This window comes from Ruegeria sp. CDSA077, from assembly GCF_059612265.1.
The window spans coordinates 113,922-139,788 of the sequence record NZ_JBXWQG010000004.1; the positions used below are offsets into that span (position 1 = coordinate 113,922).

Below are 25,867 nucleotides of genomic sequence, written 5' to 3' on the forward strand. Positions count from 1 at the left end.
GCCAATTCCACCCCTTGGCGGCTGCCGGTCATTGGACCACGCCGCAAAAGCGTCGCGGGCGCTGTGCCCTCATATTCGCAAATAAAAACCAATACCCAATCACCAATCTAACAAATCCTACAAGGGTCTGCGAACCGTAATCAGCTGCTTTTCCCAGGCTCATCCGAGTAATGATATGTATAGGCACCATACCCATATTGCCTTTGCTTCCGCATGTTCACACCATTCATGATCGTACCGGAAATCTTGATATTGCTCATCCGCAGCTTTTCGATTGCATCCTTGAGAATTTTTTCGGTGGTCTGCCCCCAGCGCACCACCAGGAACGTACCATCGACAAGCGGCCCAAGTCGGATCGTGTCATCAATGACCAATGTCGGCGGCGTATCGACCAACACAAGATCGTACTGATTGCGCAACATGCGCCCGTATTCGCCAAGCTGCTGCATCAACTGTTTGCGGGATATTTTCGGACGCAGGTTCAGACTGATCGACGAAACCCCCGGTACCCTTTCACCATCGACATAAATCTGGCTGGGTTGCACGGCACCGCTCAGCGCGTCCTCGATCTCGACCGGGGCCGCCCCGGTGAGACCCAGTGTTTTTGAGGCACGGCAACGGTGGTTGTCCATATCCAACAATAGAACGCGCATCCCATCTGTACCCGCCACTAGGGCCAGCGAAACCGCAACCACGGTCTTGCCTTCTCCAGGAACACCAGAGGTGACCATGACGATGCTGCCGTCATCATTTGTGTTAAACCACATGGTCAAAACACTGCGCAGCGCCTCGACATAAGGCGAGCGGCCCTGATCACGGATAAAGCGCAACAACTCCTGCTGACCATCCGTGTCCGAATCCATCACCGTATCCGGCAGGAAACCCAGATTGGTCAGATCGGTTTGCTGTTCGATCTGGTTTTCGTTGACGATCCGCGTGTTGCTGCCCTCCATCAACAGGGCGATCACAAATGCCAGAGAGAACCCGACAATCGCGCTGACTGCGACGGCGACTTTGGTATTCGGCCAGAATGCCGAAGTCGGCGCATGAGCAACCGAAACCTGCTGAACCGCCTGGCCAAGAAACTGTTGCTGGGTTTCGAAATCATTCAGCTTTTCAATCGTCGTCTGATACCGGATCCGAAGAAGCTCTAGCGCGCGTTCCATCCGCAGCAATGCAATTTCCGAACCGGTCCGGCTGCGTAGTGCCTGTTCAACAACGGCAATCTGGTCAGCAATTTTGTTGACCTCTTCGCTGCTGGCTCCGTTGATCTCATGCACATCTTTTTGCGAGTTCAGCCGCGCAAGTTCCGACCGAAGCCTACCCGGCACGGATTCATCCGCCAGATTTTCTTCAAGAATAAAGGCCGCCATCTGAAGTTCGTCACGGGTCAGTTCGTCACCCAGTTCATTTACGCGGTCCTTAAGAAAAGAAATGGAAGATGAAAGACCTTGCTGCCGCCGCTGCTGCAGGCGAAGGATAAAGGTTTCTGCAACTGTATTGGCAATATCGGCTGCCAGCTGCGGGTCTTCGGCTGTTGAGATGATCTCAATCGCAAGGCTCTCTCCTTGCCGAAGTACGTTATATGTCGACAGTGTATTGTCGATTACACGATTGCGGATAACGGATGTGGATTGCGGATTTGCGGGGTTTTGCGCCCCGGCAAAAGCCTCATTCTCGAACAGGTCCAGCGCCAGGGCGACCTCTGCCGCAAACTCTCGTGACCGCAGGATGTCGATTTCGGTTTCAATCAAAGTGCGGGTCAGCTCGTAGGATTCAAGTTCGACACTGTCGGCGCGGACGCGCATATCCAGAGATGTGAGAACGATTTCGGCGCGGGATTTGTATCTTGGGTCCAGTTGATTGACGACCATAAACGTGCCGACGATCACAGCTGCGGTCACTCCGAGGATCAACTTCAGATGACGGTAAATCATCCGCCATATGCCATCCAGACGCTGCTGGCCAAATTGGTTTGCGATATGGTTTTGATCCATTCTCTATCGTCCCTTGTAGCGACCAAGATCACCGTCGCCTGAAATACAAATCTTTGATGCTGCGCCCATGTTCGAACGAATTCTTATCCTAATGATTGGACAGCTTGGCCATTTTTCCGAGTTTTCTTGTCGTTATTTGCTCAATGTTTCCACACAAGAGACAATAGGCCGGAATCCTTGCTGTTGCAGAAGCTAAGAGGCGGCGTCTTTCAAAGTTTTGCAGACCTGATTCATACGACAAAGTACTTAACCTCCAAAAGTGCGGCGACACCGCAAGCGCGCCAATATTACTAGTTAAACCTGTAAAACGTGTTTCCTGCGACAAAGCCGTCCAGCTTTGCCGATCTTGCATAGTGATGCAGATCACTGGTTTTGTTTATGAACCCCGCTCCGCGAAAGTTCAGTGACGTATTGCACAATACACCCGTGCCCGAAGCCGACTTGAATGCGTTCAGCAGGTCGTAAAAGAAAGCATTCTGATCCCGGCGGACTGTTTGGACCCTTGCTGTTCCGTCTACATGCGTGATCGCGGCCAGGTTCTGATTGGTCACCTTCTGCAGATGCAACATATAAGGCGCGGAGTTTTCCCACTCAAAATGCTGGCTGACATCTTCCTCAAGGCAGGATGGGGCCACGGGGCTTGTATCCGGCCGGTTTTTAGCCCTGTTCAGGCGCACGCGGGATTCGGCCCAGAACGGGGCCGCCAGAATCGAGCGGTTGCCCAATGCGCGCGGACCGATTTCACAGTTCCCTCTGGCCCAACCGATGAGCTCACCGGACATCAACGCGTCCGCGACATCGTTCAGACGCAGCTCGCTGACCCGCATGCCGCTACTGTCGATTTTATCATCCACAAAGGACTGTCCGGAATAAACCGTCCAATCCAGCTTTGCCTGGCCCGTATAGTGGCGCATGGCATCAACCGCAGTTCCTATGGCGCAGCCGGAATCACTGCTGCAAGGTGGTACAAATACATCTCGGAACAAGCCGCAATTCTGCCACTTAGTGTTCCAATCGCAGTTCAATCCACATCCGCCGGCAATCACCAGCGGATAGCCCTCTGTCAGGTTCTGTTCGGCAAAGGCAAGGAACCGTGAAAAAATCGCATCCGAGAGTTTCTGTGCAAGATTGCTGAACTGCTGACTGTGCATTCCGACGTTGAAAAACGGGGAATCGGTCAGACGGTCCTTGCGTAGAATCTCGGCCAATGGCTGATCTGACAAAAGATAATCTATCAGCGCATGTTCATCCGCGTCATGTGAACCGGGCTCTGCATAGGCACATGCCGCCATCATCCTCCCGGGGTCCTCACGCCGTTGTTCACGCGAAAGCACGGGATAATCGGGATCAACCAGTGCGCTCAGGAATGAATATCGGGCACCTGGCCCGGTCATTACCCGACCGACATGAGACAGCTTTAGATCTTCATCAATCTTGTAGAAATCGCCAAGCGTGTCTTCCCAAACCAACACATAACAAGGTTCACCCTGACGAAACGGAGACATCCCATAAGCGCCCCAAATATGTGCCCTTTCATGGGTCGATGAGAAAAAGTCGATCTCCTTGCCAAAAAACGTTCGTTTCCCCACGGTCTGAGCATCTTCGCCAATGCCGAAATACCCTGCCCCCGAGGTCGTCACATGTTGTGTTCCGGTCGTTGACCAGCCGCTAAGGGCCAGGATATCAGGCAAGTCCCGGAACCACAGGCCAGAGTCGATAAATGTATCCGGTGTGACTGACGTATTGCGGGGAAAACTGTCTTTCTCGGATTCATAGGAAAACAGCAGGTTACCGTTTTGGGCATCAATACCCGCAACCGTACCGTCATGCCCCGACTTGAATGACAAAATCTTCATTTCACACCTCTTTACCGCGCTTGTTGCGCGGTCCTGGCAAAACACACCAATTCGTTACTGTTCTATCAAATTGCGTTGACGCAGCCCCTCTGTAATTGCCCGAGCGGCCAGTTCTGCGCCTGCTTCGTTGAAATGAGAATCCGGCGCATAATACGATGCCGGATCCTCTTGCATTTCGATAACATCCGTTAAGTCTATCACGTCCAGCCCGGCCTGCGCAGCCGCATCTTTCACCAATACTCGCAGCGGGTCGTGGATAAAGGGCTGGGCGACCAGACCCATATAGCGGCTGACCGTCGGCACATACACGATGACGATCTCACCATCCCATTGTGATGTTATCTGCTTTGCCCGGATCAGAACATCCGCAAATACCGGGTTCTCATCGGTCGCTTTGGGATAGTGAATCCCAAGAATCTCGGCCGTTTTCTGCAATGCCAGAAAGTTCCTGAACACCCGTTGCGCCCGCAGGTAGTCGATCCAGGACAACGTCGTCTCAGACCACCATCCAGAAATAATTGGAGCGGATATTTCCGACTGATCCGGATGCTCGATCGGGCCAAAATCTGCAGCCGGGTCGAGTGCTTCGCGCAGCCAGGGCTTCTCAAGCTCTCGTTCCAGATTGCGCCAGTCATTGCCCGCAAAGAAAGAAAAGATCGTAAGATCAGGCTGGAACTCTGGCCCGTATCGGCCCAAAACCGCCAGTTGATACAGCGGGCCAATGCCTCTGTGACCGGTGTTAAGCAAGCTCGGCATATCCTGACGCAGCTTATCCGCCAGATGCTCACCCTCTCTCAGGCAGAACCCTTCGGAAAACGAGTCGCCCAGCAGCATCACATTCAAATCGTTTTCAAAGACCGAAGGTGGATTGCGAAACCCCAAACGATCAGGCGTATAGGTCACCGGCTCGCCCAGCACCGAGCACAGCAGCATCTTGTCACCCGGCATGGGCGCCAGATACGCGGATTCGAGCAGCTGTGTATCCAGCGCATCGTTCACATGTTTCATTGTCCGGCCCGGCGGCAAATTTTCCTTGTATTCTTCGACGCTGACGTCATCGCCGACAAACCCGACCAGCCCCAGACGCCCGGGGATTATCTTGATTGTCAGATAGGCCTCGAATGCGAACAGAGCCGCCAACAGGGAAACAGCGCTCACGCCAACTGTCAGCCTGCCTTCGTCTGATAAAAAGACCGCGCATAAGGCCAGCACCAGCCCAATCGCGCCCGGGGCCAGAATGTACCGGATCAGCCGCGCGGTTCCATTGGCAAATTCCGCTGAATTCATCAGCGCGTATGCGACGACCCCAAAGAAATAGAGAGCGGCAACCAGACATAGGATTGACCCGAAACGCGAACTGCGGGTTTTTTCAGTCATTCCATCTGGTCCCTTTCGACCGATATCGACATTTGCCGTCATTAACGGCGAAACCAGGCGAATTCAGTTGAACCGATTTGCATATCATCGGCAAGCTTTTCTGCGGCGCCCGGACAGGCGCAGGAAAAAGACGCATCACATGGACCTGTGAAATAGGAAAAATGCTCAAAAACAACGGGATAAACACACACGGCACACAACACTCGAATACAAAACAAAATCAGATTTTCTTACCACCGTTGTGCTGAAAAGCAAATCACCCGCTCTTTCAACACCTTGTGGGCACATGGCACAATCACATTTCGCGCATAATTCGCCTTTTCCAAGCCTATTGTTCCCGAATTCAACACGGCGCCAAAGCCCTTTCTGCGGCGGCAGAGCAATGATTTTGGTAGGTGTATCGTCTGCGGCACAGCAGACGGATGAATATACGGGAAACCCCTAATATCCAGCCAGCAGGGTTTTGTTACAGTTAACGCAACTACACCGGAGAGGTCTCGGCCTCCCCACTCGCTCAAAAAGGGACTGACTTTGGGGGTCGGTCCCTTTTTTAATTTTCACGTCAGGTTCAGAACCCTGCCCAAATCAGGACAGGGCACCTGGATTACCCGTCAATGATACCATTGAGTGTCGCGCTCGGGCGCATGACTGCTGCAGTCTTGGTCGGGTTGGTGTGATAGTAACCACCCAGATCTGCCGCTGCCCCTTGCGCGTTGGCCAGTTCGGATAGGATCTGCTGTTCTTTCGCGGCCAACTCTGCAGCAATCGGCGCGAACTCGGCGGCCAGATCAGCATCATCGGATTGCGCGGCCAGCGCCTCGGCCCAATAGCGCGCGAACCAATAGTGGCTGTCGCGGTTATCCGGCTGCCCGACTTTGCGGCTGGGCGACTTGTTGTTGTCCAGAATGCCCTGCGTTGCGGCCTCGGCAGCGGCGCCAAGAACTCCGGCTTTGGCGTTGCCTTTGCTGTCGGCCAGGAAATTCAAAGACTCGCCAAGCGCGCAGAACTCACCCATCGAGTCCCAGCGCAGGTGGTTTTCCTCGACCAGCTGCAGCACGTGTTTCGGGGCAGACCCACCCGCGCCGGTTTCGAACAATCCGCCGCCCTGCATCAGCTTGACGATCGACAGCATCTTGGCCGAGGTGCCCAACTCAAGGATCGGGAACAGGTCGGTCAGATAGTCACGCAGCACGTTGCCGGTGATGGCGATGCTGTCGTTACCGGCGGTGATGGTCTCCAACGACTGGCGGGTCGCCTCACGCGGTGCCAGGATTTGGAACTTGTCCGCCACGCCAGCAGCTTCCAGTGTTGGTTGGACGGATTTGATCAGTTCGGCATCATGGGCACGGTTTGCGTCCAGCCAGAAGATCGCCTCGGACCCGGTCAGACGCTGACGGTCCATCGCCAGTTGAATCCAGTTCTCAATCGGAGCCTTCTTCACGGTGCAGGCACGCCAGATGTCGCCCTTTTCAACCGCATGCTCGTGCAACGTCTCACCATTGGCCAGCACGATGCGAATGGTCCCATTCGCAGGCGCCTGGAATGTTGTCGGGTGGCTGCCATATTCTTCGGCTTTCTGTGCCATCAGGCCCACATTGGCCACAGCTCCGACGGTGGCCGGGTTCAGCGCGCCATTGGCTTTGAAGAATTTGACGGATTCATCATAAATAGACGCATAGCAGCGGTCGGGGATCACACAGTTGGTGTCACCTTTGGACCCGGTTTCGTCCCAACCCTTGCCACCAGCACGGATCACGGCAGGCATCGAGGCGTCGATGATCACATCAGACGGCACGTGCAGGTTGGTGATACCCTTGTCGCTGTCAACCATATACATGGACGGGCGGTCGCCCTTGATCGCGTCAATGGCTGCCATGATATCGGCGTTGCCTGCAACCCGCTCCAGCAGATCGCCCAGACCCGAGTTCGGGTTCACACCCAGCGCATCCAGTTCAGCGCCATAGGCCTCGAATACCGGGGCAAGCCACGCCTTGACCGCATAGCCGAAGATGATCGGGTCGCTGACCTTCATCATTGTGGCCTTCAGGTGAAGCGAGAACATGGTGCCGTCTTTTTTGGTGTCTTCGATGGCCTCGGCCAGGAAAGACGACAGCGCATTGACGGACATGAAGGTCGCATCGGCAACGGTGCCCTCGGCCAGCGGCCAGCCGTCTTTCAGAACCGTAGTACTGCCGTCTTGTCCGACAAATTCGATTTTGGCGTCACCGGCTTGCGCCGCAGTGATGGTGGCCGATTTCTCGTTCGCGTAGAAATCATTGCCGGACATGGACGAGACTTTAGTCTTGCTGTCAGCGGCCCATGTACCCATCGAATGCGGGTTCTTCTGGGCATAATTCTTGACGGCGTGCGCGGCGCGACGGTCGCTGTTACCTTCGCGCAGAACCGGGTTCACAGCCGAACCCTTGATGGCATCATACCGCGCGCGGATCGCTTTTTCTTCGTCAGTCGCAGGTTCTTCGGGATAGCTCGGGATGTCATAGCCTTGTGCTTGCAGCTCTTCGACGGCGGCCACCAGCTGCGGCACCGAGGCCGAGATGTTGGGCAGCTTGATCACATTGGCATCGGGTGTCTTCACCAACTCACCCAATGCGGCCAGATCATCGGTGATGCGCTGCGCATCTGTCAGCTTTTCGGGGAAGGTCGAAATAATCCGCCCAGCAAGTGAAATATCCTTGGTTCCGACGCTGACACCGGCGGCGGATGCAAACTTTCGAATGATGGGCAGGAATGAGGCGCTGGCCAGCTCGGGCGCTTCGTCTACAATGGTATACAATATGTCGAAGTTCGATTTATCTGCCATATTCTTTTACCTTTTTTAAGCCTTTCGGGGCGTGCGATCCAAGAGTTGGGGCCACATCGGCGTGGCGCGTAAGGGACGTAACAAGACTGCCGTCCCGGGATGACTCTGTATTGACAGGGCCTCCCTTAAATGACGTTTGGCTTGGGATCAATCGCCAGAGACCGCGCATTTTGACACGGTTTGCGGAAAATCATCAAAACTGCTTGCCAATGGGCAAAATTCAGACGCCCCAGGTATCGCTGAGCTTATATCCGCCCGGCCAGGGATCGTCCGGGTCAAGCATGTGTTGATGTGTACCGGTAATCCATCCGCGGCCACTGATCTCGGGAATGATCGCGGCACGCCCCCCGATCGTTGTGGCCTCGACGATCTGTCCGGTGAAAGACGAGCCGATGATCGAAACCGCCTGGAAAGTTTGCCCGACTGCCATTTCTCCCTTGGCGGCCATCAGGGCCATACGGGCAGAAACTGCGGTACCGGTAGGGGACCGATCAACTTTGCCCGGCTGGATCGCCACAGCGGATTTTCCGCGCAGGCCATTTGCGACCCGCTCGGTCGGGCCACAAAAAGCGCAGAATGAAATGTGATTCCAGTCCGGGTTTTCGGGATGCGTAAACCCAATTTGTTCGTTGGCCGCATTGGTGATCGCTACACCCAGCCGCGCAATGTCACGCGCCTCGTCCTGCACGATGTCAAACCCAAGCGCCGCCGCATCGACCACCACGAAACTGTCGCCCCCATAGGCCGTACCCACGGTCAGGGTGCCAAGGCCCGGCACTTCAAGCGGAACGGAGATCCGGTCTGCAAAGCTGGGCAGGTTCTGCACAAAAATGCGCTCAGCCTTTCCATTCCGGCATTCAGCGCGCACCGGGACCAGCCCACCCGGTGCCTCAAGCGTCAGATGTGTAACCGGTTCCTGCATCGGAATGATCCCGCTATCCAGCAGCACGGTGGCCACGCAGATCGAGTTTGAACCAGACATGGGCGGTGTGTCTTCGGGCTCCATGATAATGAACCCGGCATCTGCCTTCGGATGTTTGGGCGGCACCAACAGGTTCACATGGCGAAACACGCCTCCGCGCGGTTCGTTCAGGACAAAGTTGCGCAAGGACTGGTCGCGGGCGATGAAGGATCGCTGCTCCCACAAGGTGTTGCCGGGAGGCGGAAGAACACCGCCGACGATGACGTCGCCAACCTCGCCCTCGGCATGGGCAGAGATCACATGGAGAGTTTTGTTACTGCGCACGACCCCCTCCCTCAGAACCGGCCAGCAGCAAAGGGGGCTGGCGAAATCGGGGGGGCCTGACGGTCAACCATGGCCCCAACAAGTTCGGCCGTGCCTGCGGATTGGGTCAGCCCAAGATGCCCATGGCCGAACGCATAGAACACGCCGGACGCATTTGGAGAAACACCGATGACCGGGATGCTGTCAGGCATCGACGGCCGGAACCCCATCCATTGCGTGCCTCCTTCGGTCTTGAGGCCGGGTAGAAACTCTTCGGCTTTGTGCAATAACGTGTCGGCTCGTTTGAAATTGGGGGCGAGGTTCAGACCGCCCAACTCGACCGCGCCGCCGATCCTGACGCCATTGTTGATCCGGCTGGCAACGAACCCATGCCGCGAGAAGGACAGGTGCATCCGCAGATCAAATGAACCTTCGGGCAGGGTCGTGTTGTATCCTCGCTCGGTTTCAAGCGGGAACCGGTCACCAAGTGTTCTGGCGATGTGATGAGACCATGCGCCGGCAGCCACGACCACTTTCGCCGCGTCCACCGGACCTTCCGCCGTTTCAAGGCGCATGCCGCTTTGCTGTGGCATCAACGCCTGAATATCGCGCCGCTCGATCCGGCCTTGCCGGCTTTGAAAGGTCTGGGCAAGGCGCTCGACCCATTTCTTGGGATCAACGGTATTCAACCAGTTGGGCGTAAAACCTGCATGGGTGAATCGCGGGCTGAGACCCGGTTGTTTTTCGGCAATCGCCTCGGGGCTTTCCAGCAGCTCAAAGTCTATTCCGTGCTGGCGGCGCACTTCCCAGGCCGGCAGGCTCGCGCGGAATTCGGCATCGGACTCGTAAAGCTGCATCTGCCCGTCCCGCTGCATCATCGCCTCGCCGTCAACCGCTGTAATCAACCGCTCAAGCGCCTCGCTGGAAAGTTGCATGAGGCTGGCCTGAGCGGCCAACAGCTCGGCGTAGCGACCGGGCTGACTGGCGCGCCAGAAGCGGTACATCCAGGGCGCAATCTGCAACGCATAGGCAGGCGGGATAGACAAAGGCCCCAGAGGATCCAGCAGCCATTTTGGTGCTTTTTTCATGATGCCGGGCGTCGCAAGAGGCTCAACCTCGGAAAAAGCAAAAGCCCCAGCGTTTCCAGCCGATGTCTGCGCGGCAACACCTTCCTTATCCAGCACCAAAACGGAGTGACCCCGGCGCTGTAATTCCAGAGCAATGGTTATGCCGATTACGCCGGCTCCGATGACGACGATCTGCTGGGTCATACCTCAATCCCCGAACGGAATGGATCAGCCGCTTCAAAAATCAACCGCGACTCCGCCATGACATAGGCCTGCCCGGTGATCGAGGGGATGACACCGCCATTCGGAACAGCCTGATAGGACAGGCGATAGGTGCTGCCAATGACACTTTGCTGGACGATTTCCTGCCCCGGGGCCAATAGACCCTCAGCGGCCAGACAGGCCAGCCGAGCAGAGCTGCCGGTGCCACAGGGCGACCGGTCGTAATTGTCATCCGGGCACAGAACAAAGTTGCGGCTGTGAATCGCTTGCTCGGGCGATGCGTCCTGAAAGATTACATGATCAATCGGTTCACCCTGCTCGCCGCCAACCCCCTGCGCGATCGAGGCTTTGCGGATAGCAACGGCCCTATCGGTCAGTTCCCGAATATTGGCCGGAATAACGGAAAGCGGGCTTGGATCGACGATAAAGAACCAGTTTCCACCATAGGCCACATCCCCTGCAACCTCACCGAAACCGGGCACCTGAAGTGAAATGTCGCTGTGAACGCGGCGGCTTTCGATATTCGTGACCGTGACAGTATTGGCATCGTGCAGCTCGACCGTGACAACTCCGGCTGGCGTTTCGATCCGATGTATTCCAACATCGATCCGACCAAGATGCGCTAGTGTGACGGTCAGGCCAATGGTTCCGTGGCCGCACATTCCCAAAACAGCATCGACATCAAAATAGATCACGCCGGTGACACAGGTTGGATCAACCGGTTCCACCAACAAGGCCGCGACCATGGCCGGTTGTCCGCGCGGTTCAAGCATGACCGAACGATAGAAATCCCTGTATTCGGTGTCCAGCCGCCGGGCGCGTTCAGCCAGAGGGCCAGTGCCCAGTTCTGGTGCGCCATCGAGGATAACCCGGGTCGGTTCTCCTCCGGTGTGGCTGTCGATCACATGCATTCTGCGATCACCCCACCTTGTTTCAACCAATCGGCGAACCAAGCCCCAAACAACGCGTATTGCTGTTCGCAATAATTCCGCTGTGCATCTGTCAGGGCATCAGTTTCATTGAAATGCAGGCGGTATTCCTCTTCCCCGTTCAACACCAGAAGATGCTTGTAATACAGCACAAGATCCGGGCCCTCATCAAAACTGGACAGCACCTGAATGGCCTCGGTCAGTTCTTGCGCCCGTAACCGGGCTTCGGCATCGCCCCGCGCGGCCTTTTGAGAAAGCGCAGCCAACAGCAACGCCTCACGCGGGAGGGCCGTTCCGATCCCGGTGATCGAACCGGTTGCCCCACAGTTGACGAAACCGTGGTAAACCTCGGTGTCCACACCCACCATCAACGTCACATCATCATCCTGACTGGTGATGTTTTCCGCTGCATAGCGCAGATCGTCCTTGCCTCCGAATTCCTTGAACCCAATGAGGTTAGGGTGTTCGGCGCGCAGGGCAAAGAACAGATCAGCCTTTGTTGCGAAACCATAATATGGGCTGTTGTAGATAATTGCCGGCACGTCCGGCGCAGCGGACAGGATTGCCTTGAAATGGTTCTTTTGCGCAGTTGATGAGCTCCCTCGGGACAGAACCCGGGGAATGACCATCAACCCGACAGCGCCGATCTTTTGCGCATGTGCTGCGTGGGCCTCGGCGGATTTGGTGTTGATTGCCCCGGTTCCGACCACAACCGGCAACCCGGCATCCACCAGACGTTCCACCCCTTCCATGCGCTGCGCATCCGTCAAAAGCGGCCAGTCGCCCATGGATCCGCAATAGACAACCGCAGACATGCCTGCGTCGATCATTTGCTTGCCCTTCCGAACAAGTGCGTTGAAATCCGGCTGCCTATCCGCCGAGCAAGGGGTCATGAGCGCGGGCATCGTACCGCTAAATACATTGGTCGACATACGGTGCTATCCTCTAGTTACAGGGGTCCAGATAGGCGTCATGCGCCCGTTTTCACGCGATAACGGATATTGGATACAAAATCCATATATAATTCGACGCAAAAAACCCGCGTCGGACCTTTCATCTGGCGCGGCTTTCTCGACTGGCTAAAGGATAGTTATCTCAACCGCATCCCGGTTTCGGGATCAAACAGCATGGTGCGTTCCGGGCGGATCGAAATACCAATGCGTGTACCCTGCTTACTGCGCTCGTCTTCGCGCTCTTCAACGATCAGCTTGTCGCCATTCGATGTCAGCAAATAGGAATAGCTGACGCCGCCAAGCGCCTCGGTCAGATCAACGGTGCAGGTATCGCCCGACCGATCAACCTGAATATGTTCCGGGCGGATACCCAGCGTGACCCGAGACAGACCCAAAGGAACCGATGCTGGGACGGGCAGAGGCTGAGTGATCGCCGGATGAGTCACCTGACCATCAACGATGTCGCAATCCAGGAAGTTCATGGCAGGCGAGCCAATGAACCCTGCTACAAACTTGTTATCTGGATCCCGATACAGATCCATCGGCGCACCGACCTGTTCGATCCGACCATCGCGCAGCACCACGATCTTATCGGCCATGGTCATCGCCTCGACCTGATCGTGAGTCACATAGATCATGGTCGCGCCAATTTCATTGTGAAGCCGGGCAATTTCCACACGCATCTCAACGCGCAATTCGGCGTCCAGGTTGGACAGAGGTTCATCGAACAGGAACACCTCGGGGCCGCGCACAATCGCACGCCCGATGGCAACGCGTTGGCGCTGACCACCCGACAGGGCCTTGGGTTTGCGCTTCAGGTACTGGTCCAGCTTCAGGATACCCGAGGCTTCCTGAACCTTCCTGTCGATTTCGGCTTTTGCCACGCCGTTCATCCGCAGGCCAAACCCCATATTCTCGGCCACCGTCATATGCGGGTACAGGGCATAGGTCTGGAACACCATCGCCACGCCCCGTTTCGCAGGGTCCTGATGTGTCACCTCGCGCGCGCCGATGTGAATTTGGCCCTCGGTCGTTTCCTCAAGCCCTGCGATCATCCGCAATAAAGTGGATTTTCCACATCCCGATGGGCCGACAAAGACACAGAATTCACCATCCTCGATTTCGAGGTCGATCCCGTGAATCACCTGTGTCTGGCCATACCGCTTAATCGTTTGGTTCAGAGTTACTCCGGTCATGTCGCTTGTATCCTGTCCTTCTGGCCATCGGGGCGTGTTTCAGGGAACCGCCAGGCCTGAGCTTCGGCCGCGATTTGTTCGGCCACCCGGCGCACGCGGGGAATCCAAGCCTCGAGCTGGTCGAAATTCATCCGCTCGGTCGAGCCGGTCACCGATATTGCACCCAGCATCCGCCCGCCCGGCGTTCGGATCGGGCAGGCAACACAAATGATCCCCGTCTCGTGTTCTTCATCGTCCAGGGCGTAGCCCCGGCTGTGGATCAGCTCTAGATCGGACCGCAGCGCAGCTTCCGAGGCCAAGGTCTTATCCGTAAACCGGTGAAAGCTTTGCTGTGAGATCACCTTGTTCAGCTCAGCCTCGTCCAGAAAGGCCATCATCGCCTTGCCCACACCCGTACAATAGGCCGGTCCGACCTTGCCCGCCTGTGAATACATCTCAACCGGCTGGGCGGCATTGCGCTTATCGACATACAGAACCTGACCAGAATCGAGCTGCGCCAGATGCACAGTCTCGCCCGTTTCACCACTGAGCGTATCAAGAAACGGCCTTGCGATCGGCGCCAGTGAGCTTTGCGTCCACGCCGCATGGGCCAGCCGAACCAGCCTCAAACCCGGTGCATAGGTCTGCCTATCCGGGTCATAGGACAACATCCCCTGATTGGTAAGGGATTGCAGAAACCGATACAGCGTTGCTTTGGGAAAGCGGCTGCTTTCCAGCAGTTCCGCAAAGCGAATTGGCCGCTGAAACGCGGCCACCTGATCCAGCACGTCACATGCTTTCCCTATCGTTCCATCACCTGCCACGGGCGCTCTGTCTCCTCCGATTAACCTGCGGCCGCAGCCACGAGGGTCTTGACAAGACTAACCGAGTCGATGTGTAGTTTTCAACATATAAAACTAAGTTCCAATATATGGAACTAAAATGGAAGCTAAGGGAGGAAACCATGCATTCCATCTACAAGCGCACCACGGCCGCGCTGGCCATGAGCGTTGCACTTGCTGTTCCCGCCTCTGCCGAGCTTACCGGCGAATTGCGGATATTCCTGGACACATCGAACCCGGCACCCCGGGCCACGATGGAAGCAATGATCGACAGATTTCAGCAACAGCATCCGGATTTGGCCATCGAGACTACGGTTATCGACCGCGAGGCCTACAAAACCCAGATCCGCAACTTCTTGACTGCGGATACGCCGGATGTCGCCACGTGGTACGCGGCGAATCGGATGAAACCCTATGTCGAGGCTGGCCTGTTCGAAGACGTCTCGGACCTGTGGGCGGAACCTGCGATTGCGGACAATCTGGCCTCAACCAAAGGTGCGATGACGATCGACGGCAAACAATGGGGCGTGCCCTACACCTACTATCAGTGGGGCGTTTATTATCGCAAAGACATCTTTGACGAGCTGGGTCTGACCGAGCCCGCAACCTGGGAAGAAGAGCTGGCGAATTGCCAGAAGATCGTCGATTCCGGTCGCGCCTGCTATACGATCGGCACCAAGTTCCTGTGGACTGCCGGTGGCTGGTTCGACTACCTGAACATGCGCACCAACGGCTATGACTTCCACAACCAGCTGGCCAATGGTGAAATCAGCTGGGAGGATGACCGGGTCAAGCAGACCTTCGCCAACTGGAAACAGCTGATCGATATGGGTGCCTTCATCGACAACCACCAGACCTATAGCTGGCAAGAAGCTCTGCCCTTCATGGTCAACGGTGATGCGGCGGCTTATCTGATGGGCAACTTCGCCGTGGCGCCACTGCGTGAGGCGGGCCTGAGTGACGACCAGCTGGACTTCTACCAGTTTGTTGCCATCAACCCCGATGTCGAACTGGCCGAAGATGCACCAACCGATACGTTCCACATCCCGTCAAACGCGGCGAACAAAGAAGCCGCCCGTGAATTCCTGCGCTTCGTTGTGTCTGCGGATGAACAGACCGTGATCAACAATGGCTCGAATCTCGGCCAGTTGCCGGTCAATGCTCAGTCCTCGGTAGATGCCGACAAGTTCCTGCAGCAGGGCTTTACCATGCTGTCGTCAAACAGCCCGGGCGGAGTCGCCCAGTTCTGGGACCGCGACGCACCGGCAGAAATGGCCAAGGCGTCGATGGAAGGCTTCCAGGAATTCATGGTCAAGCCAGACAATGCGGACAAAATCCTGGCCAAACTCGAACGGGCGCGTCAGCGCATCTACGACAACTGAACCGGTCAGGATTGGCAAAGCCCATCCTGAGCCATGACCTGCGTAAGGCGGGTATCAACCCGCCTTACTCCGCCTACCAAAACCGGGGACGCCCATGACCGCCGTCGATACCCACGAACAAGAAAGCTGGTTCCACCGAAACCAACAGCGCATCGCGCCCTGGTTATTTTTGGCCCCAGGCCTGTTGTTCTTTATGGTCTATGTGATCATTCCGGTCTTTCAGTCCTTCAACCTGTCGCTTTACGAATGGGACGGCCTGGGGGCTGCCGAATATGTCGGATTTCGCAATTATGAAGACCTGTACTGGGAATGGTCGGATCGGGACGCCTTTTACATCTCGCTCAAAAACAACCTGATCTGGTTGCTGCTCTATCTGGCGGCGATTCCGGCGGGTCTGTTCATTGCGCTGTTCCTGAACCAGACGGTCTGGGGCATCCGCCTGTATAAATCCCTGTTTTTCTTCCCCTTCGTGATTTCTCAGGTGGTCGTTGGCCTTGTGTTCACATGGTTCTACGATCCCACATTCGGCCTGCTGAACGAATTCCTCGGATTCTTTGGCATGGGCCCCGTGAACGTGTTGGGTGACGAGCGGTTCGTGACCTATGGCATCATCTTTGCCGGTCTCTGGCCGCAGACAGCTTATTGCATGATCCTGTACCTGACCGGCCTCAACGCCGTGGACCCCGAACAGATCGAAGCCGGGCGGCTGGACGGTGCCAAGAGCTGGCGGATGCTATGGCATATCATCCTGCCGCAACTGCGCCCTGCCACCTTCATTGCCTTTGTCGTCACCATCATTGGCGCGCTTCGCAGCTTTGACCTGATCTCAATCATGACACAGGGCGGTCCGTTCGGATCATCGCGCGTGCTGGCCTATTACATGTTCGAGGTCGCCTTGTCCGAATACGGATTCCGCATGGGATATGGCGCAGCTATCGCGGTGATCCTGTTCCTGATCATGCTGTGTTTCATCGGTTATTTCCTGTGGTCAATGTACCGCGAAGAAAGGGGGCACTGAGATGTTTCCCAAGCCAATCGAAAAACAACCTCGTGCAGCGCAGATCACCTATCAGGCGTTGCTGCCGCTGGCCTTGCTTTTGTGGCTCGGGCCGTTGCTGGCCGTCGCCCTGTTCTCGGTCAAACCCGCCGCGGATTTCACAAATGCCAACTACTGGGGGATGCCGTCCAGCTTTGAGGGCGCATTCAACTATGGGCAGGTGTTTTTCAATTCGGATATGCCGCGCTATCTGATGAATTCCTTCCTGATCACCGTTCCCACGGTCATCGGGTGCGTCGCGCTCAGCAGCATGACGGGGTTTGCACTCGGCATCTACAAATTCAAATCGAACCTTTGGATCTTCTTCCTGTTCGTAGCGGGCAATTTCGTGCCTTTCCAAATCCTCATGGTGCCCGTGCGCGACCTGACGCTAGACTTGGGCCTGTACAACACCAAGACCGGGCTGGTCTTGTTCCACATCGCGTTCCAGACCGGGTTTTGCACCCTGTTCATGCGGAATTTCATCCGCGCCCTGCCCTTTGAACTGATCGAGGCGGCGCGGGTCGAAGGGATCAGTGAATGGCGTATCTTCTGGTACGTGGTGCTGCCGCTGATGAAGCCCGCCATCGCGGCGCTCAGTGTGCTGATCTTTACCTTCATCTGGAACGACTATTTCTGGGCAGTAGTGCTGACGCAAGGTGCTGAGAGCCAGCCTGTAACCGCAGGGATCACCAGCTTTAACGCGCAGTTCCGCGCAGTCTATCAGCTGATGAGTGCCGGTTCCATTGTCGCGGCGCTGCCGCCGGTTGCCATGTTCTTCCTGATGCAGAAACATTTTATCGCGGGCCTGACACTCGGTGCCGTAAAATAACATCAAGCTAAAGGTTTGCCTGATGACCAAAATCACTTTTATCGGGGCCGGTTCCACGATCTTCATGCGCAATATCGTGGGCGATGCCCTTTTGACCCCCGCCCTGGCCGACAGCCATTTCGCCTTGATGGATATCGACACACAGCGCCTGGCTGAGAGCGAATCCGTGGCCCGCGCCATGGTGCGCTCGGTCGGCACGGGGGCTACCATAACCACCCATACCGATCGGCGCGCCGCATTGGAGGGGGCGGATTTCGTGATTACCGCCTTTCAGATCGGCGGGTATGACCCCTGCACAGTGACTGATTTCGAGATCCCCAAGCAATATGGACTGCGTCAGACTATCGCCGATACGCTGGGCGTGGGCGGGATCATGCGCGGGTTACGCACCGTTCCGGTTCTGTGGGACGTGGCGCAGGATATGTTGCAGCTCTGCCCCAACGCGACGCTGTTGCAATATGTGAACCCGATGGCGATCAACACCTGGGCTTTGGCCGAACGGTTTCCGACATTGAAACATGTCGGACTGTGCCATTCGGTGCAAAACACGGTCGAGGAACTGGCCCATGATCTGGAGCTGCCCAAGCAGGAGTTTCGCTATAAGGTCGCAGGCGTCAACCATGTGGCTTTCTTCCTCAAGCTCGAGCATCAGGGCCGCGATCTCTATCCTGCGCTCCGACAGGGATATGCCGGTGGACAACTGCCGAAACCGCCCCTATTGATGCCACGCTGCCCCAACAAGGTCCGATACGAAGTGATGGATCATCTGGGCTATTTCTGCACCGAAAGCTCGGAGCATCTGGCCGAATATGTGCCCTGGTTCATCAAAGACGGGCGCGAAGATCTGATCGAACAGTTCTCGATCCCGCTGGATGAGTATCCCATCCGTTGCGTGGAACAGGTCGAGGACTGGAAGGAACAGGCAAAAACCCTGACCGACGGGCGGGCGGTAGAGGTATGTCGCAGCCACGAATTCGCGGCGGATCTGATGAACGCCATCGTGACCAATACGCCCTACACCGCCTATGGCAACCTGCCCAATACCGGCCAGATCCCACAGTTGCCCTTGGAGGCCGCCGTAGAAACACCGTGTCTGGTGGACAGCAACGGGGTGCAACCCTCGGTCGTGACCGACATCCCACCGCAGCTGATTGCGCTGATGCGCACCCAGATCAACGTGCAGGAACTGACCGTGCGGGCGCTGACCGACCAGAACCCCGAATACATATACCACGCCGCCATGATGGACCCACACACAGCCGCCGAGCTCGACCTGCGACAGATCCGCAATCTGGTCAGCGATCTTTTGATCGCGCATGCGGATTGGTTGCCAGGCTGGTGCAAACCGACCAAAGCGGCATGACCAAATATTAAAGGGCTGACAATAATGACAAAAAAACGCCGCTCGCAGCATTGGTATGGCAAGCTGGACAAGGATGGTTTCATCCACCGGTCCTGGATGAAGAACCAGGGCTTTCCCGACCATGCCTTTGACGGGCGTCCCATTATCGGCATCTGCAATACATGGTCCGAACTGACGCCGTGCAATTCCGGCCTGCGCGATCTGGCCGAAGGCGTCAAACGCGGCGTGTGGGAGGCTGGCGGCTTCCCGGTCGAATTCCCGGTCATGTCGCTGGGTGAAACCCAAATGAAGCCCACCGCCATGCTGTTTCGCAACCTATTGGCCATGGATGTCGAAGAATCCATCCGCGCCTATGGGATTGACGGCGTGGTTCTGCTGGGTGGCTGTGACAAAACTACGCCGGGGCAACTTATGGGAGCCGCCTCGGTCGATCTGCCCGCCATCGTTGTCAGTTCCGGCCCGATGCTGAACGGCAAGTATCGCGGACAGGATATCGGCTCGGGCACGGATGTATGGAAGTTTTCCGAAGCCGTGCGCGCCGGGGAAATGACCCTGCAAGATTTCATGAATGCTGAATCCGGCATGTCGCGCAGCGCCGGTGTCTGCATGACCATGGGCACCGCGTCGACCATGGCATCCCTGGTCGAGGCGATGGGCATGAGCCTGCCCACCAACGCCGCGCTGCCCGCCGTTGATGCTCGCCGAATGGCGCTGGCGCATCTGACCGGCAAACGGATCGTCGAGATGGTGGATGAAGACCTCAAACCCTCGGGCATTCTGACCAAAGAGGCGTTTGAAAATGCCATTCTGGCCAATGCGGCCGTGGGCGGATCGACGAACGCCGTGGTGCATCTGCTGGCTTTGGCCGGTCGTGTAGGCATCGACTTGACACTGAAGGATTTTGAGATCGGGTCGGATATCCCGCTGCTTGTGAACTGTATGCCCTCGGGCCAATACCTGATGGAGGATTTCTGCTATGCAGGTGGCGTGCCTGTGGTTTTAAACGAACTCAAACCCTTCCTACGACCCGCCAAAACGGTTCTGAACAAGGATATTTCGGCCCATTACGAAGGTGCAGAATGTTTCAACCGCGATGTGATCCGTCCCTTCAACGACCCAGTGAAACCTGCCGCAGGCCTGCGTGTGCTGCGCGGAAATCTGGCGCCGAACGGGGCCATTGTGAAACCTTCGGCGGCCACGGACGCACTGTTGGAGACCGAGGCTGTGGCCCATGTCTTCGAAAGCATCGAAGATATGAAGGCCAATATCGACAGGGATGACTTGCCGGTGACGCCCGAGACAATATTGGTGCTGAAAGGCTGTGGACCCAAGGGTTATCCCGGCATGCCCGAGGTTGGCAATATGCCGATCCCGGCCAAGCTGGTGAAGGACGGTGTGCGCGACATGATCCGTATCTCGGACGCACGGATGTCCGGCACGGCATTTGGCACTGTCATCCTGCATGTCAGCCCCGAAGCCCAGGCGGGCGGCACGCTGGCGCTGGTCAAGACCGGTGACCGTATCCGTGTATCCGCTAGCAAGGGCGCGCTCGAGTTGCTGGTTGACCAAGTTGAACTGGACGCCCGACGCGCCGCATGGCAACCGGATGCTCCGCATTACACCCGCGGCTATGCCAAGCTTTACATAGACCACGTCCTGCAGGCCGATCAGGGTGCGGACCTGGATTTTCTTGTCGGCAAAGACACCCGCCTTGTGACCAGAGAGAGCCACTGATGGACCAACCCGCCACTTTCCACGACCTGAACGGTGCATCCGTCTTTATCACCGGAGGTGGTTCTGGTGTCGGGGCCGCTTTAACGGACGGATTTCTGGCGCAGGGTGCGCAGGTCGCCTTTATCGGGCGCTCCGACGCCAGTGCCTTTGTTGATGAGATGCGCGCCAAGCACGGGCGCGGGCCGCTGTTTCTGCAAGGCGACATGACAGATACCGACCTGCTGCGCGCCACAATGGCCAAAGCCGCCGAGGCCCATGGCCCCCTTGATGTGCTGATCAACAATGCCGCCAACGACAAACGCCATTCGCTTGACGAAACCACGCCCAAATTCTGGGACTGGATGATCGAGGTGAATCTGAAGGCGTATTTCTTTGCCTGCCAAGAAGCCGCACGTCAAATGCAGGACAAAGGCGGATCAATCATCAATTTCAGCTCGATCAGCTATATGATGGGTAATTCCGGTTATCCGATCTATACGACATCAAATGCCGGGATCACCGGGATGACCCGGTCGTTGGCGCGCGAGCTTGGCCCGCAGAAAATCCGCGTTAATGCGCTGGCCCCCGGTTGGGTTCTGACACAGAAACAGCTGGACATGTGGGCCACGCCAGAAGATCTGGCCACACATCTGGAACGCCAATGCCTAAAGGACCACCTGACGCCCGAGGATATGATCGCACCGACCCTGTTTCTTGCGTCGGAATCCAGTCGCGCCATGACCGGGCAATGCGTGGCCGTTGACGGCGGTGTTGTAGTAACAGGATGAGAACATGACAATCGAATGGATCGCTGTTGATTGGGGAACAACTCATCTGCGGGCATGGGCAATGCAAGGTGACACCATTCTGGACCAGGCTCAGTCCGCAAGCGGCATGGACCAAATTCCCCGGGATGGGTTTCAAAAAGCATTGCTGGACCTGATCGAGGGCTGGCTTGGCGATGCCGCCATTGATGTGGTCGCCTGCGGTATGGTGGGTGCGCGTCAAGGCTGGGTTGAGGCACCATATTCCGCTGTACCTTCGGTTCCTGTTTCCGATGCACCTGTCCGCGTTCCGGCAACAGATCCCCGTATCCGCGCCTTTGTCGTACCCGGGCTAAAGCAAACAAGCCCCCCCGATGTCATGCGCGGAGAAGAGACACAGATCGCCGGTTTTCTGGCCCACCGGCCAAACTGGGACGGCATCATTTGCCTGCCCGGAACGCATACCAAATGGGTACAGGTCAGCGCGGATGAAGTCGTCAGCTTCCGCACATTCATGACAGGCGAAATCTTCGGATTGCTCAGCAATCAATCCGTCCTGAAACATACGGTCAGCGAAGGCTGGGACGACGCAGCTTTTGCCGAGGCTGTGGCGGATGCCCTGTCCCGACCGGAACAACTTGCCGCGCGCCTTTTCGGCCTGCGGGCCACTGATCTGCTGCAGGGCCAGGACTCTGGTGTCGCACGCGCGCGTCTGTCGGGATACCTGATCGGAGCGGAACTGGCCGCGTCCCGTCCCTATTGGTTGGGCCAGCAGATTGCCATTATCGGGGACCAAAGCCTCTCGGAAATCTATGCCATCGCGCTGAAACAGCAGGGTGCATTTGTTGAAATAGCCGACAGCACGCAATCTACATTGGCAGGTCTTTTGCAGGCCCGAAATCTGACGAGGCAAACCGCATGAGCCGTCCTATCATTGCAATTCTGCGCGGTCTGCAACCCACCGAGGCCGCCGAAGTCGGGCATGCCCTGATCGACGCGGGCATAGACCGGATCGAGGTGCCCCTGAACTCACCCGATCCGTTGACCAGCATTGGCATTCTGGCGGAACGTTTCGGCGATCGCGCATTGATCGGCGCCGGAACCGTCCTGACTATCGAACAGGTCGATGCGGTGGCCGGGGTCGGCGGCAAGCTGATCGTCTCGCCAAATTTCGACGCTGAGGTGATACAGCAGACGATCAAACTGGGCATACAAAGCTGGCCAGGCGTCTATACCCCGACCGAGGCCTTTGGCGCGCTCAGGGCAGGGGCAACCGGGCTCAAACTGTTTCCGGGCGTGATGGCGGGGCCCTCGGGCCTGGCCGCAATACGCCCGATCCTGCCCAAAGACGCGCTGGTCTTTGCCGTCGGTGGTGCAGGCCCCGAAAACTTTGCCGATTGGCTCAAGGCCGGGGCGGACGGGTTCGGGATCGGCTCGGCCCTTTATAAACCGGGAATGGCCGTTGCCGACATTGCAGAGCGCGCGCAAAAGATCGTCTTGGCCTATGACAAGGCCGCCCAATGAGTGTCGTGTTTGACGACCGTCCCTGCGATCTGGGCGAAGGGCCTTTGTGGCACCCGGAACGGGCGCAGCTATTCTGGTTCGACATCACCGGCAACCGCCTGATGACCCAGAAGGACGGGCAGCAGCAAAGCTGGCAGTTCCCGGAAAATGTTTCAGCAGCAGGCTGGGTGGATAGGGACACGCTGTTGATGGCTTCCGAGACCGGGCTGTGGCGCTTTGAACTGAAAACCGGCGCGCGTAGCTTGGTCACCCATCTAGAGGCGAACGATACGGTCACCCGTTCCAACGATGGCCGCGCTGATCCCTGGGGCGGTTTCTGGATCGGCACCATGGGCAAGAACGCCAAACCCGGCGCTGGGTCCATCTATCGGTTCTGGCGCGGAGAACTGCGGCGGCTGGTGCCGGATGTCACGATCTCGAACGCCATCTGTTTTGCGCCGGATCGCTCTTGCGCCTATTTCACCGACACGGTCACCAGACAGGTCATGCGCTGGAGTTTGGACCCGGAAACCGGGTGGCCAGAAGGCCAAAGCACCGTGTTCCTCGACCTTACCAAAGACCAGCTGAACCCTGATGGAGCAGTGGTCGATACGAGCGGAAATATCTGGATCGCCCAATGGGGCGCCAACCGCGTGGCTGCTTACTCGCCTGAGGGTCGGTTCCTGAAGGCGGTCGGTTTTGACGCGGCCCATGCCTCGTGCCCGGCTTTTGGCGGGCCAGACCTGACAACGCTGTTCTGCACCACCGCTCGCCAAGGGCTGGATGCGGCACAGATTGAAACCCAACCTACCAACGGAATGACCTTTGCCGCGTCCGACGCAGGCAATGGTCAGGCAGAGCACAGAGTCATCCTATGAACCCCGAACTTGGCGTTTGCTATTACCCCGAACATTGGCCAGAGGCGATGTGGGCGGACGATGCAGCACGTATGGTCGAAACCGGCCTGACATGGGTACGGATAGGCGAGTTCGGCTGGAGCCGGATGGAGCCCACGTCGGACGATCTGCACTTCGACTGGCTGGATCGCGCAATCGAAACCTTAGGTGCTGCCGGGTTGAAAGTGGTGCTGGGCACGCCAACAGCGACGCCGCCACGCTGGATGCTGGACAAATACCCGGACATGCTTGCCGTGGATGCGCAGGGTCAGCCGCGCAAGTTCGGCTCACGCAGACATTATTGCTTTAGCCACACCGGGTATATCGAAGAATGCGTTCGGATCGCACGTGTCATGGGCGAACGCTATGGGCGCAACCCGCATGTCGCAGCATGGCAGATCGACAATGAATATGGCTGCCACGACACCACTGTCAGCTATAGCCAACCCGCCCTACACGCCTTTCAAAACTGGCTGGAAGGTCAATACAGCACGATTGAAACCCTGAATGCAGCGTGGGGAAATGTGTTCTGGTCAATGGAATATGACAGGTTTGATCAGATCGACCTGCCGAACCTGACAGTGACAGAACCCAACCCGGCCCATGTTCTGGCCTTCCGGCGGTTCAGCTCAGATCAGGTGGTGGCCTTCAACAGGGCACAGGTCGAAGTGCTGCGGCCCCTAACCGATGCGCCTTTGCTGCACAATTACATGGGGCGTGTGCTGGATTTCGACCACTTCGCAGTGGGTACCGATTTGGATATCGCCACATGGGACAGCTATCCGATCGGGTTTCTATCTGACCGGCTTGAGGCGGATAAGGCACATAAGTCGGCCTTTCTGCAGCAAGGCGATCCCGACATGCAGGCCTTTCATCACGATCTGTATCGCGCAGTGGGGCGCGGGCGTTGGTGGGTGATGGAACAGCAACCCGGCCCGGTGAACTGGGCCCCTTACAACCCTGCACCTCTGCCCGGTATGGTGCGCCTGTGGTCGCTTGAGGCCGTGGCGCATGGGGCCGAGGTGGTCAGCTATTTCCGCTGGCGGCAGGCGCCCTTTGCGCAAGAACAGATGCATGCAGGACTGCTGACGCCGGACAACCGCTCTGCCCCGGCTTTGGCCGAGGCGCGCCAAACCGCCGGTGATCTGGCCGGGCTGGGAGCAATCACACAGGCCCGAACGGATGTCGCGATCCTGTTCGACTATGCCTCGGATTGGGCCTGGGCGACGCAACCTCAAGGGGCTGGGTTCGACTATTTCAAACTGGTCTTTTCAACCTACCAAGCCCTGCGCCGAGCCGGATTGTCAGTGGATTTCCTGCCTGCGGAAGACATCCCAAAGGCGGGATATAAGGTGATCCTTGCACCGGGTCTGGCGACCATTGGTCCCGATCTGGAACAACGCCTGACCGATGGTTGTGAACTGGCTGTTCTGGGCCCGCGCTCTGGCGCCATCACGCAGGACTTTCAGATACCCGCAACTGGTCGCCCCGGGCTGACTGCACTGGATTGCACTGTCGATCTTGTGGAAACCCTGCCCCCTCAGGTGACCCGGGAAGTTGATGGTGGCGGCGCAGCCCGTCACTGGGTCGACCGCCTGTCAGGAAAGGCCCCGGACCTTTTGACATTTCAAGACGGAACACCTGCCCTGAAAGGGACCGACCACATGTGGTATCTGGCCGGGTTCCCGGATGGCACGTTATGGGATCGCGTGATCAGCATGGCCGCTGCTCGGACAGGCATTGCCTTGCATCCGATGCCTCAGGGTCTGCGGCGACGCCAGACGGCCGGGCATACATTCCTGATCAACTACAATTCGGCGCCGGTTGAATGGAACGGCCGGATGATCGAAGCCTGTGATGTGTTCATTCAGGAAAATGACACGCCCGCCGAGGGGTAACCTCGGCGGGCGCAAA

Annotated in this window: 20 protein-coding genes; 10 read left to right on the plus strand and 10 right to left on the minus strand. The window is 57.2% G+C overall.

From position 1 onward, the window contains the following. Window positions 1-140: 140 nt before the first annotated feature. The 10 genes from AC2FLE_RS11280 to AC2FLE_RS11325 all read right to left on the minus strand — a co-directional run bounded on the left by AC2FLE_RS11280 (window position 141) and on the right by AC2FLE_RS11325 (window position 14,446). On the minus strand, window positions 141-1,997 hold the full coding sequence (locus AC2FLE_RS11280; protein ID WP_271948779.1) for a GumC family protein: 1,857 nt from the start codon (window positions 1,995-1,997) through the stop codon (window positions 141-143). Between the two features lie 290 nt (window positions 1,998-2,287). Beyond that, window positions 2,288-3,853 carry a carbamoyltransferase C-terminal domain-containing protein gene (locus AC2FLE_RS11285; protein ID WP_496697078.1) on the minus strand — a complete coding sequence of 522 codons (1,566 nt, stop codon included), beginning with the start codon at window positions 3,851-3,853 and terminating at the stop codon, window positions 2,288-2,290. Between the two features lie 54 nt (window positions 3,854-3,907). Continuing rightward, window positions 3,908-5,230, minus strand: coding sequence for an alginate O-acetyltransferase AlgX-related protein (locus tag AC2FLE_RS11290; RefSeq protein WP_496697080.1), 1,323 nt, complete (start codon window positions 5,228-5,230; stop codon window positions 3,908-3,910). A gap of 604 nt (window positions 5,231-5,834) precedes the next feature. Beyond that, a complete protein-coding gene (locus tag AC2FLE_RS11295; RefSeq protein WP_496697081.1) occupies window positions 5,835-8,051 on the minus strand; it encodes an NADP-dependent isocitrate dehydrogenase in 2,217 nt (738 codons plus the stop codon). Between the two features lie 220 nt (window positions 8,052-8,271). Further along, complete coding sequence (locus tag AC2FLE_RS11300; protein WP_496697083.1) at window positions 8,272-9,297, minus strand: trans-3-hydroxy-L-proline dehydratase; 1,026 nt, start codon at window positions 9,295-9,297, stop codon at window positions 8,272-8,274. Between the two features lie 11 nt (window positions 9,298-9,308). Further along, on the minus strand, window positions 9,309-10,547 hold the full coding sequence (locus AC2FLE_RS11305) for an NAD(P)/FAD-dependent oxidoreductase (RefSeq protein WP_496697085.1): 1,239 nt from the start codon (window positions 10,545-10,547) through the stop codon (window positions 9,309-9,311). Beyond that, complete coding sequence (locus AC2FLE_RS11310; protein WP_496697087.1) at window positions 10,544-11,476, minus strand: 4-hydroxyproline epimerase; 933 nt, start codon at window positions 11,474-11,476, stop codon at window positions 10,544-10,546. The genes AC2FLE_RS11305 and AC2FLE_RS11310 overlap by 4 nt, the downstream gene beginning before the upstream one ends. Then, complete coding sequence (locus AC2FLE_RS11315) at window positions 11,467-12,426, minus strand: dihydrodipicolinate synthase family protein (RefSeq protein ID WP_496697089.1); 960 nt, start codon at window positions 12,424-12,426, stop codon at window positions 11,467-11,469. The genes AC2FLE_RS11310 and AC2FLE_RS11315 overlap by 10 nt, the downstream gene beginning before the upstream one ends. A 158-nt stretch (window positions 12,427-12,584) precedes the next feature. Continuing rightward, on the minus strand, window positions 12,585-13,643 hold the full coding sequence (locus AC2FLE_RS11320) for an ABC transporter ATP-binding protein (protein ID WP_496697090.1): 1,059 nt from the start codon (window positions 13,641-13,643) through the stop codon (window positions 12,585-12,587). Further along, a complete protein-coding gene (locus AC2FLE_RS11325; protein ID WP_496691361.1) occupies window positions 13,640-14,446 on the minus strand; it encodes an IclR family transcriptional regulator in 807 nt (268 codons plus the stop codon). Before AC2FLE_RS11325 ends, AC2FLE_RS11320 begins: the two co-directional genes overlap by 4 nt. Window positions 14,447-14,586: 140 nt before the next feature. Between AC2FLE_RS11325 and AC2FLE_RS11330 the strand changes: the two genes are divergently transcribed. From AC2FLE_RS11330 to AC2FLE_RS11375, 10 genes are all read left to right on the plus strand, one after another. Next, window positions 14,587-15,846, plus strand: coding sequence for an ABC transporter substrate-binding protein (locus AC2FLE_RS11330; RefSeq protein WP_496697092.1), 1,260 nt, complete (start codon window positions 14,587-14,589; stop codon window positions 15,844-15,846). 94 nt (window positions 15,847-15,940) lie between these two features. Then, the gene (locus AC2FLE_RS11335; protein WP_142636168.1) at window positions 15,941-16,864 is read left to right on the plus strand and encodes a carbohydrate ABC transporter permease; all 924 of its coding nucleotides are present in this window, start codon (window positions 15,941-15,943) and stop codon (window positions 16,862-16,864) included. 1 nt (window position 16,865) lies between these two features. After that, on the plus strand, window positions 16,866-17,714 hold the full coding sequence (locus AC2FLE_RS11340) for a carbohydrate ABC transporter permease (RefSeq protein WP_496697094.1): 849 nt from the start codon (window positions 16,866-16,868) through the stop codon (window positions 17,712-17,714). Between the two features lie 22 nt (window positions 17,715-17,736). Beyond that, the gene (locus AC2FLE_RS11345; protein ID WP_496697096.1) at window positions 17,737-19,077 is read left to right on the plus strand and encodes an alpha-glucosidase/alpha-galactosidase; all 1,341 of its coding nucleotides are present in this window, start codon (window positions 17,737-17,739) and stop codon (window positions 19,075-19,077) included. Window positions 19,078-19,101: 24 nt separating this feature from the next. Continuing rightward, a complete protein-coding gene (locus AC2FLE_RS11350; protein ID WP_496693727.1) occupies window positions 19,102-20,811 on the plus strand; it encodes an IlvD/Edd family dehydratase in 1,710 nt (569 codons plus the stop codon). Next, on the plus strand, window positions 20,811-21,578 hold the full coding sequence (locus tag AC2FLE_RS11355; protein WP_496697098.1) for an SDR family NAD(P)-dependent oxidoreductase: 768 nt from the start codon (window positions 20,811-20,813) through the stop codon (window positions 21,576-21,578). The genes AC2FLE_RS11350 and AC2FLE_RS11355 overlap by 1 nt, the downstream gene beginning before the upstream one ends. Window positions 21,579-21,582: 4 nt before the next feature. Next, the gene (locus tag AC2FLE_RS11360) at window positions 21,583-22,476 is read left to right on the plus strand and encodes a 2-dehydro-3-deoxygalactonokinase (RefSeq protein WP_496697100.1); all 894 of its coding nucleotides are present in this window, start codon (window positions 21,583-21,585) and stop codon (window positions 22,474-22,476) included. Further along, complete coding sequence (locus AC2FLE_RS11365; RefSeq protein ID WP_496697101.1) at window positions 22,473-23,078, plus strand: 2-dehydro-3-deoxy-6-phosphogalactonate aldolase; 606 nt, start codon at window positions 22,473-22,475, stop codon at window positions 23,076-23,078. Before AC2FLE_RS11360 ends, AC2FLE_RS11365 begins: the two co-directional genes overlap by 4 nt. Beyond that, complete coding sequence (locus tag AC2FLE_RS11370; RefSeq protein WP_496697103.1) at window positions 23,075-23,935, plus strand: SMP-30/gluconolactonase/LRE family protein; 861 nt, start codon at window positions 23,075-23,077, stop codon at window positions 23,933-23,935. Before AC2FLE_RS11365 ends, AC2FLE_RS11370 begins: the two co-directional genes overlap by 4 nt. After that, complete coding sequence (locus AC2FLE_RS11375; protein ID WP_496697104.1) at window positions 23,932-25,851, plus strand: beta-galactosidase; 1,920 nt, start codon at window positions 23,932-23,934, stop codon at window positions 25,849-25,851. The genes AC2FLE_RS11370 and AC2FLE_RS11375 overlap by 4 nt, the downstream gene beginning before the upstream one ends. The last annotated feature ends 16 nt before the right edge of the window (window positions 25,852-25,867 follow it).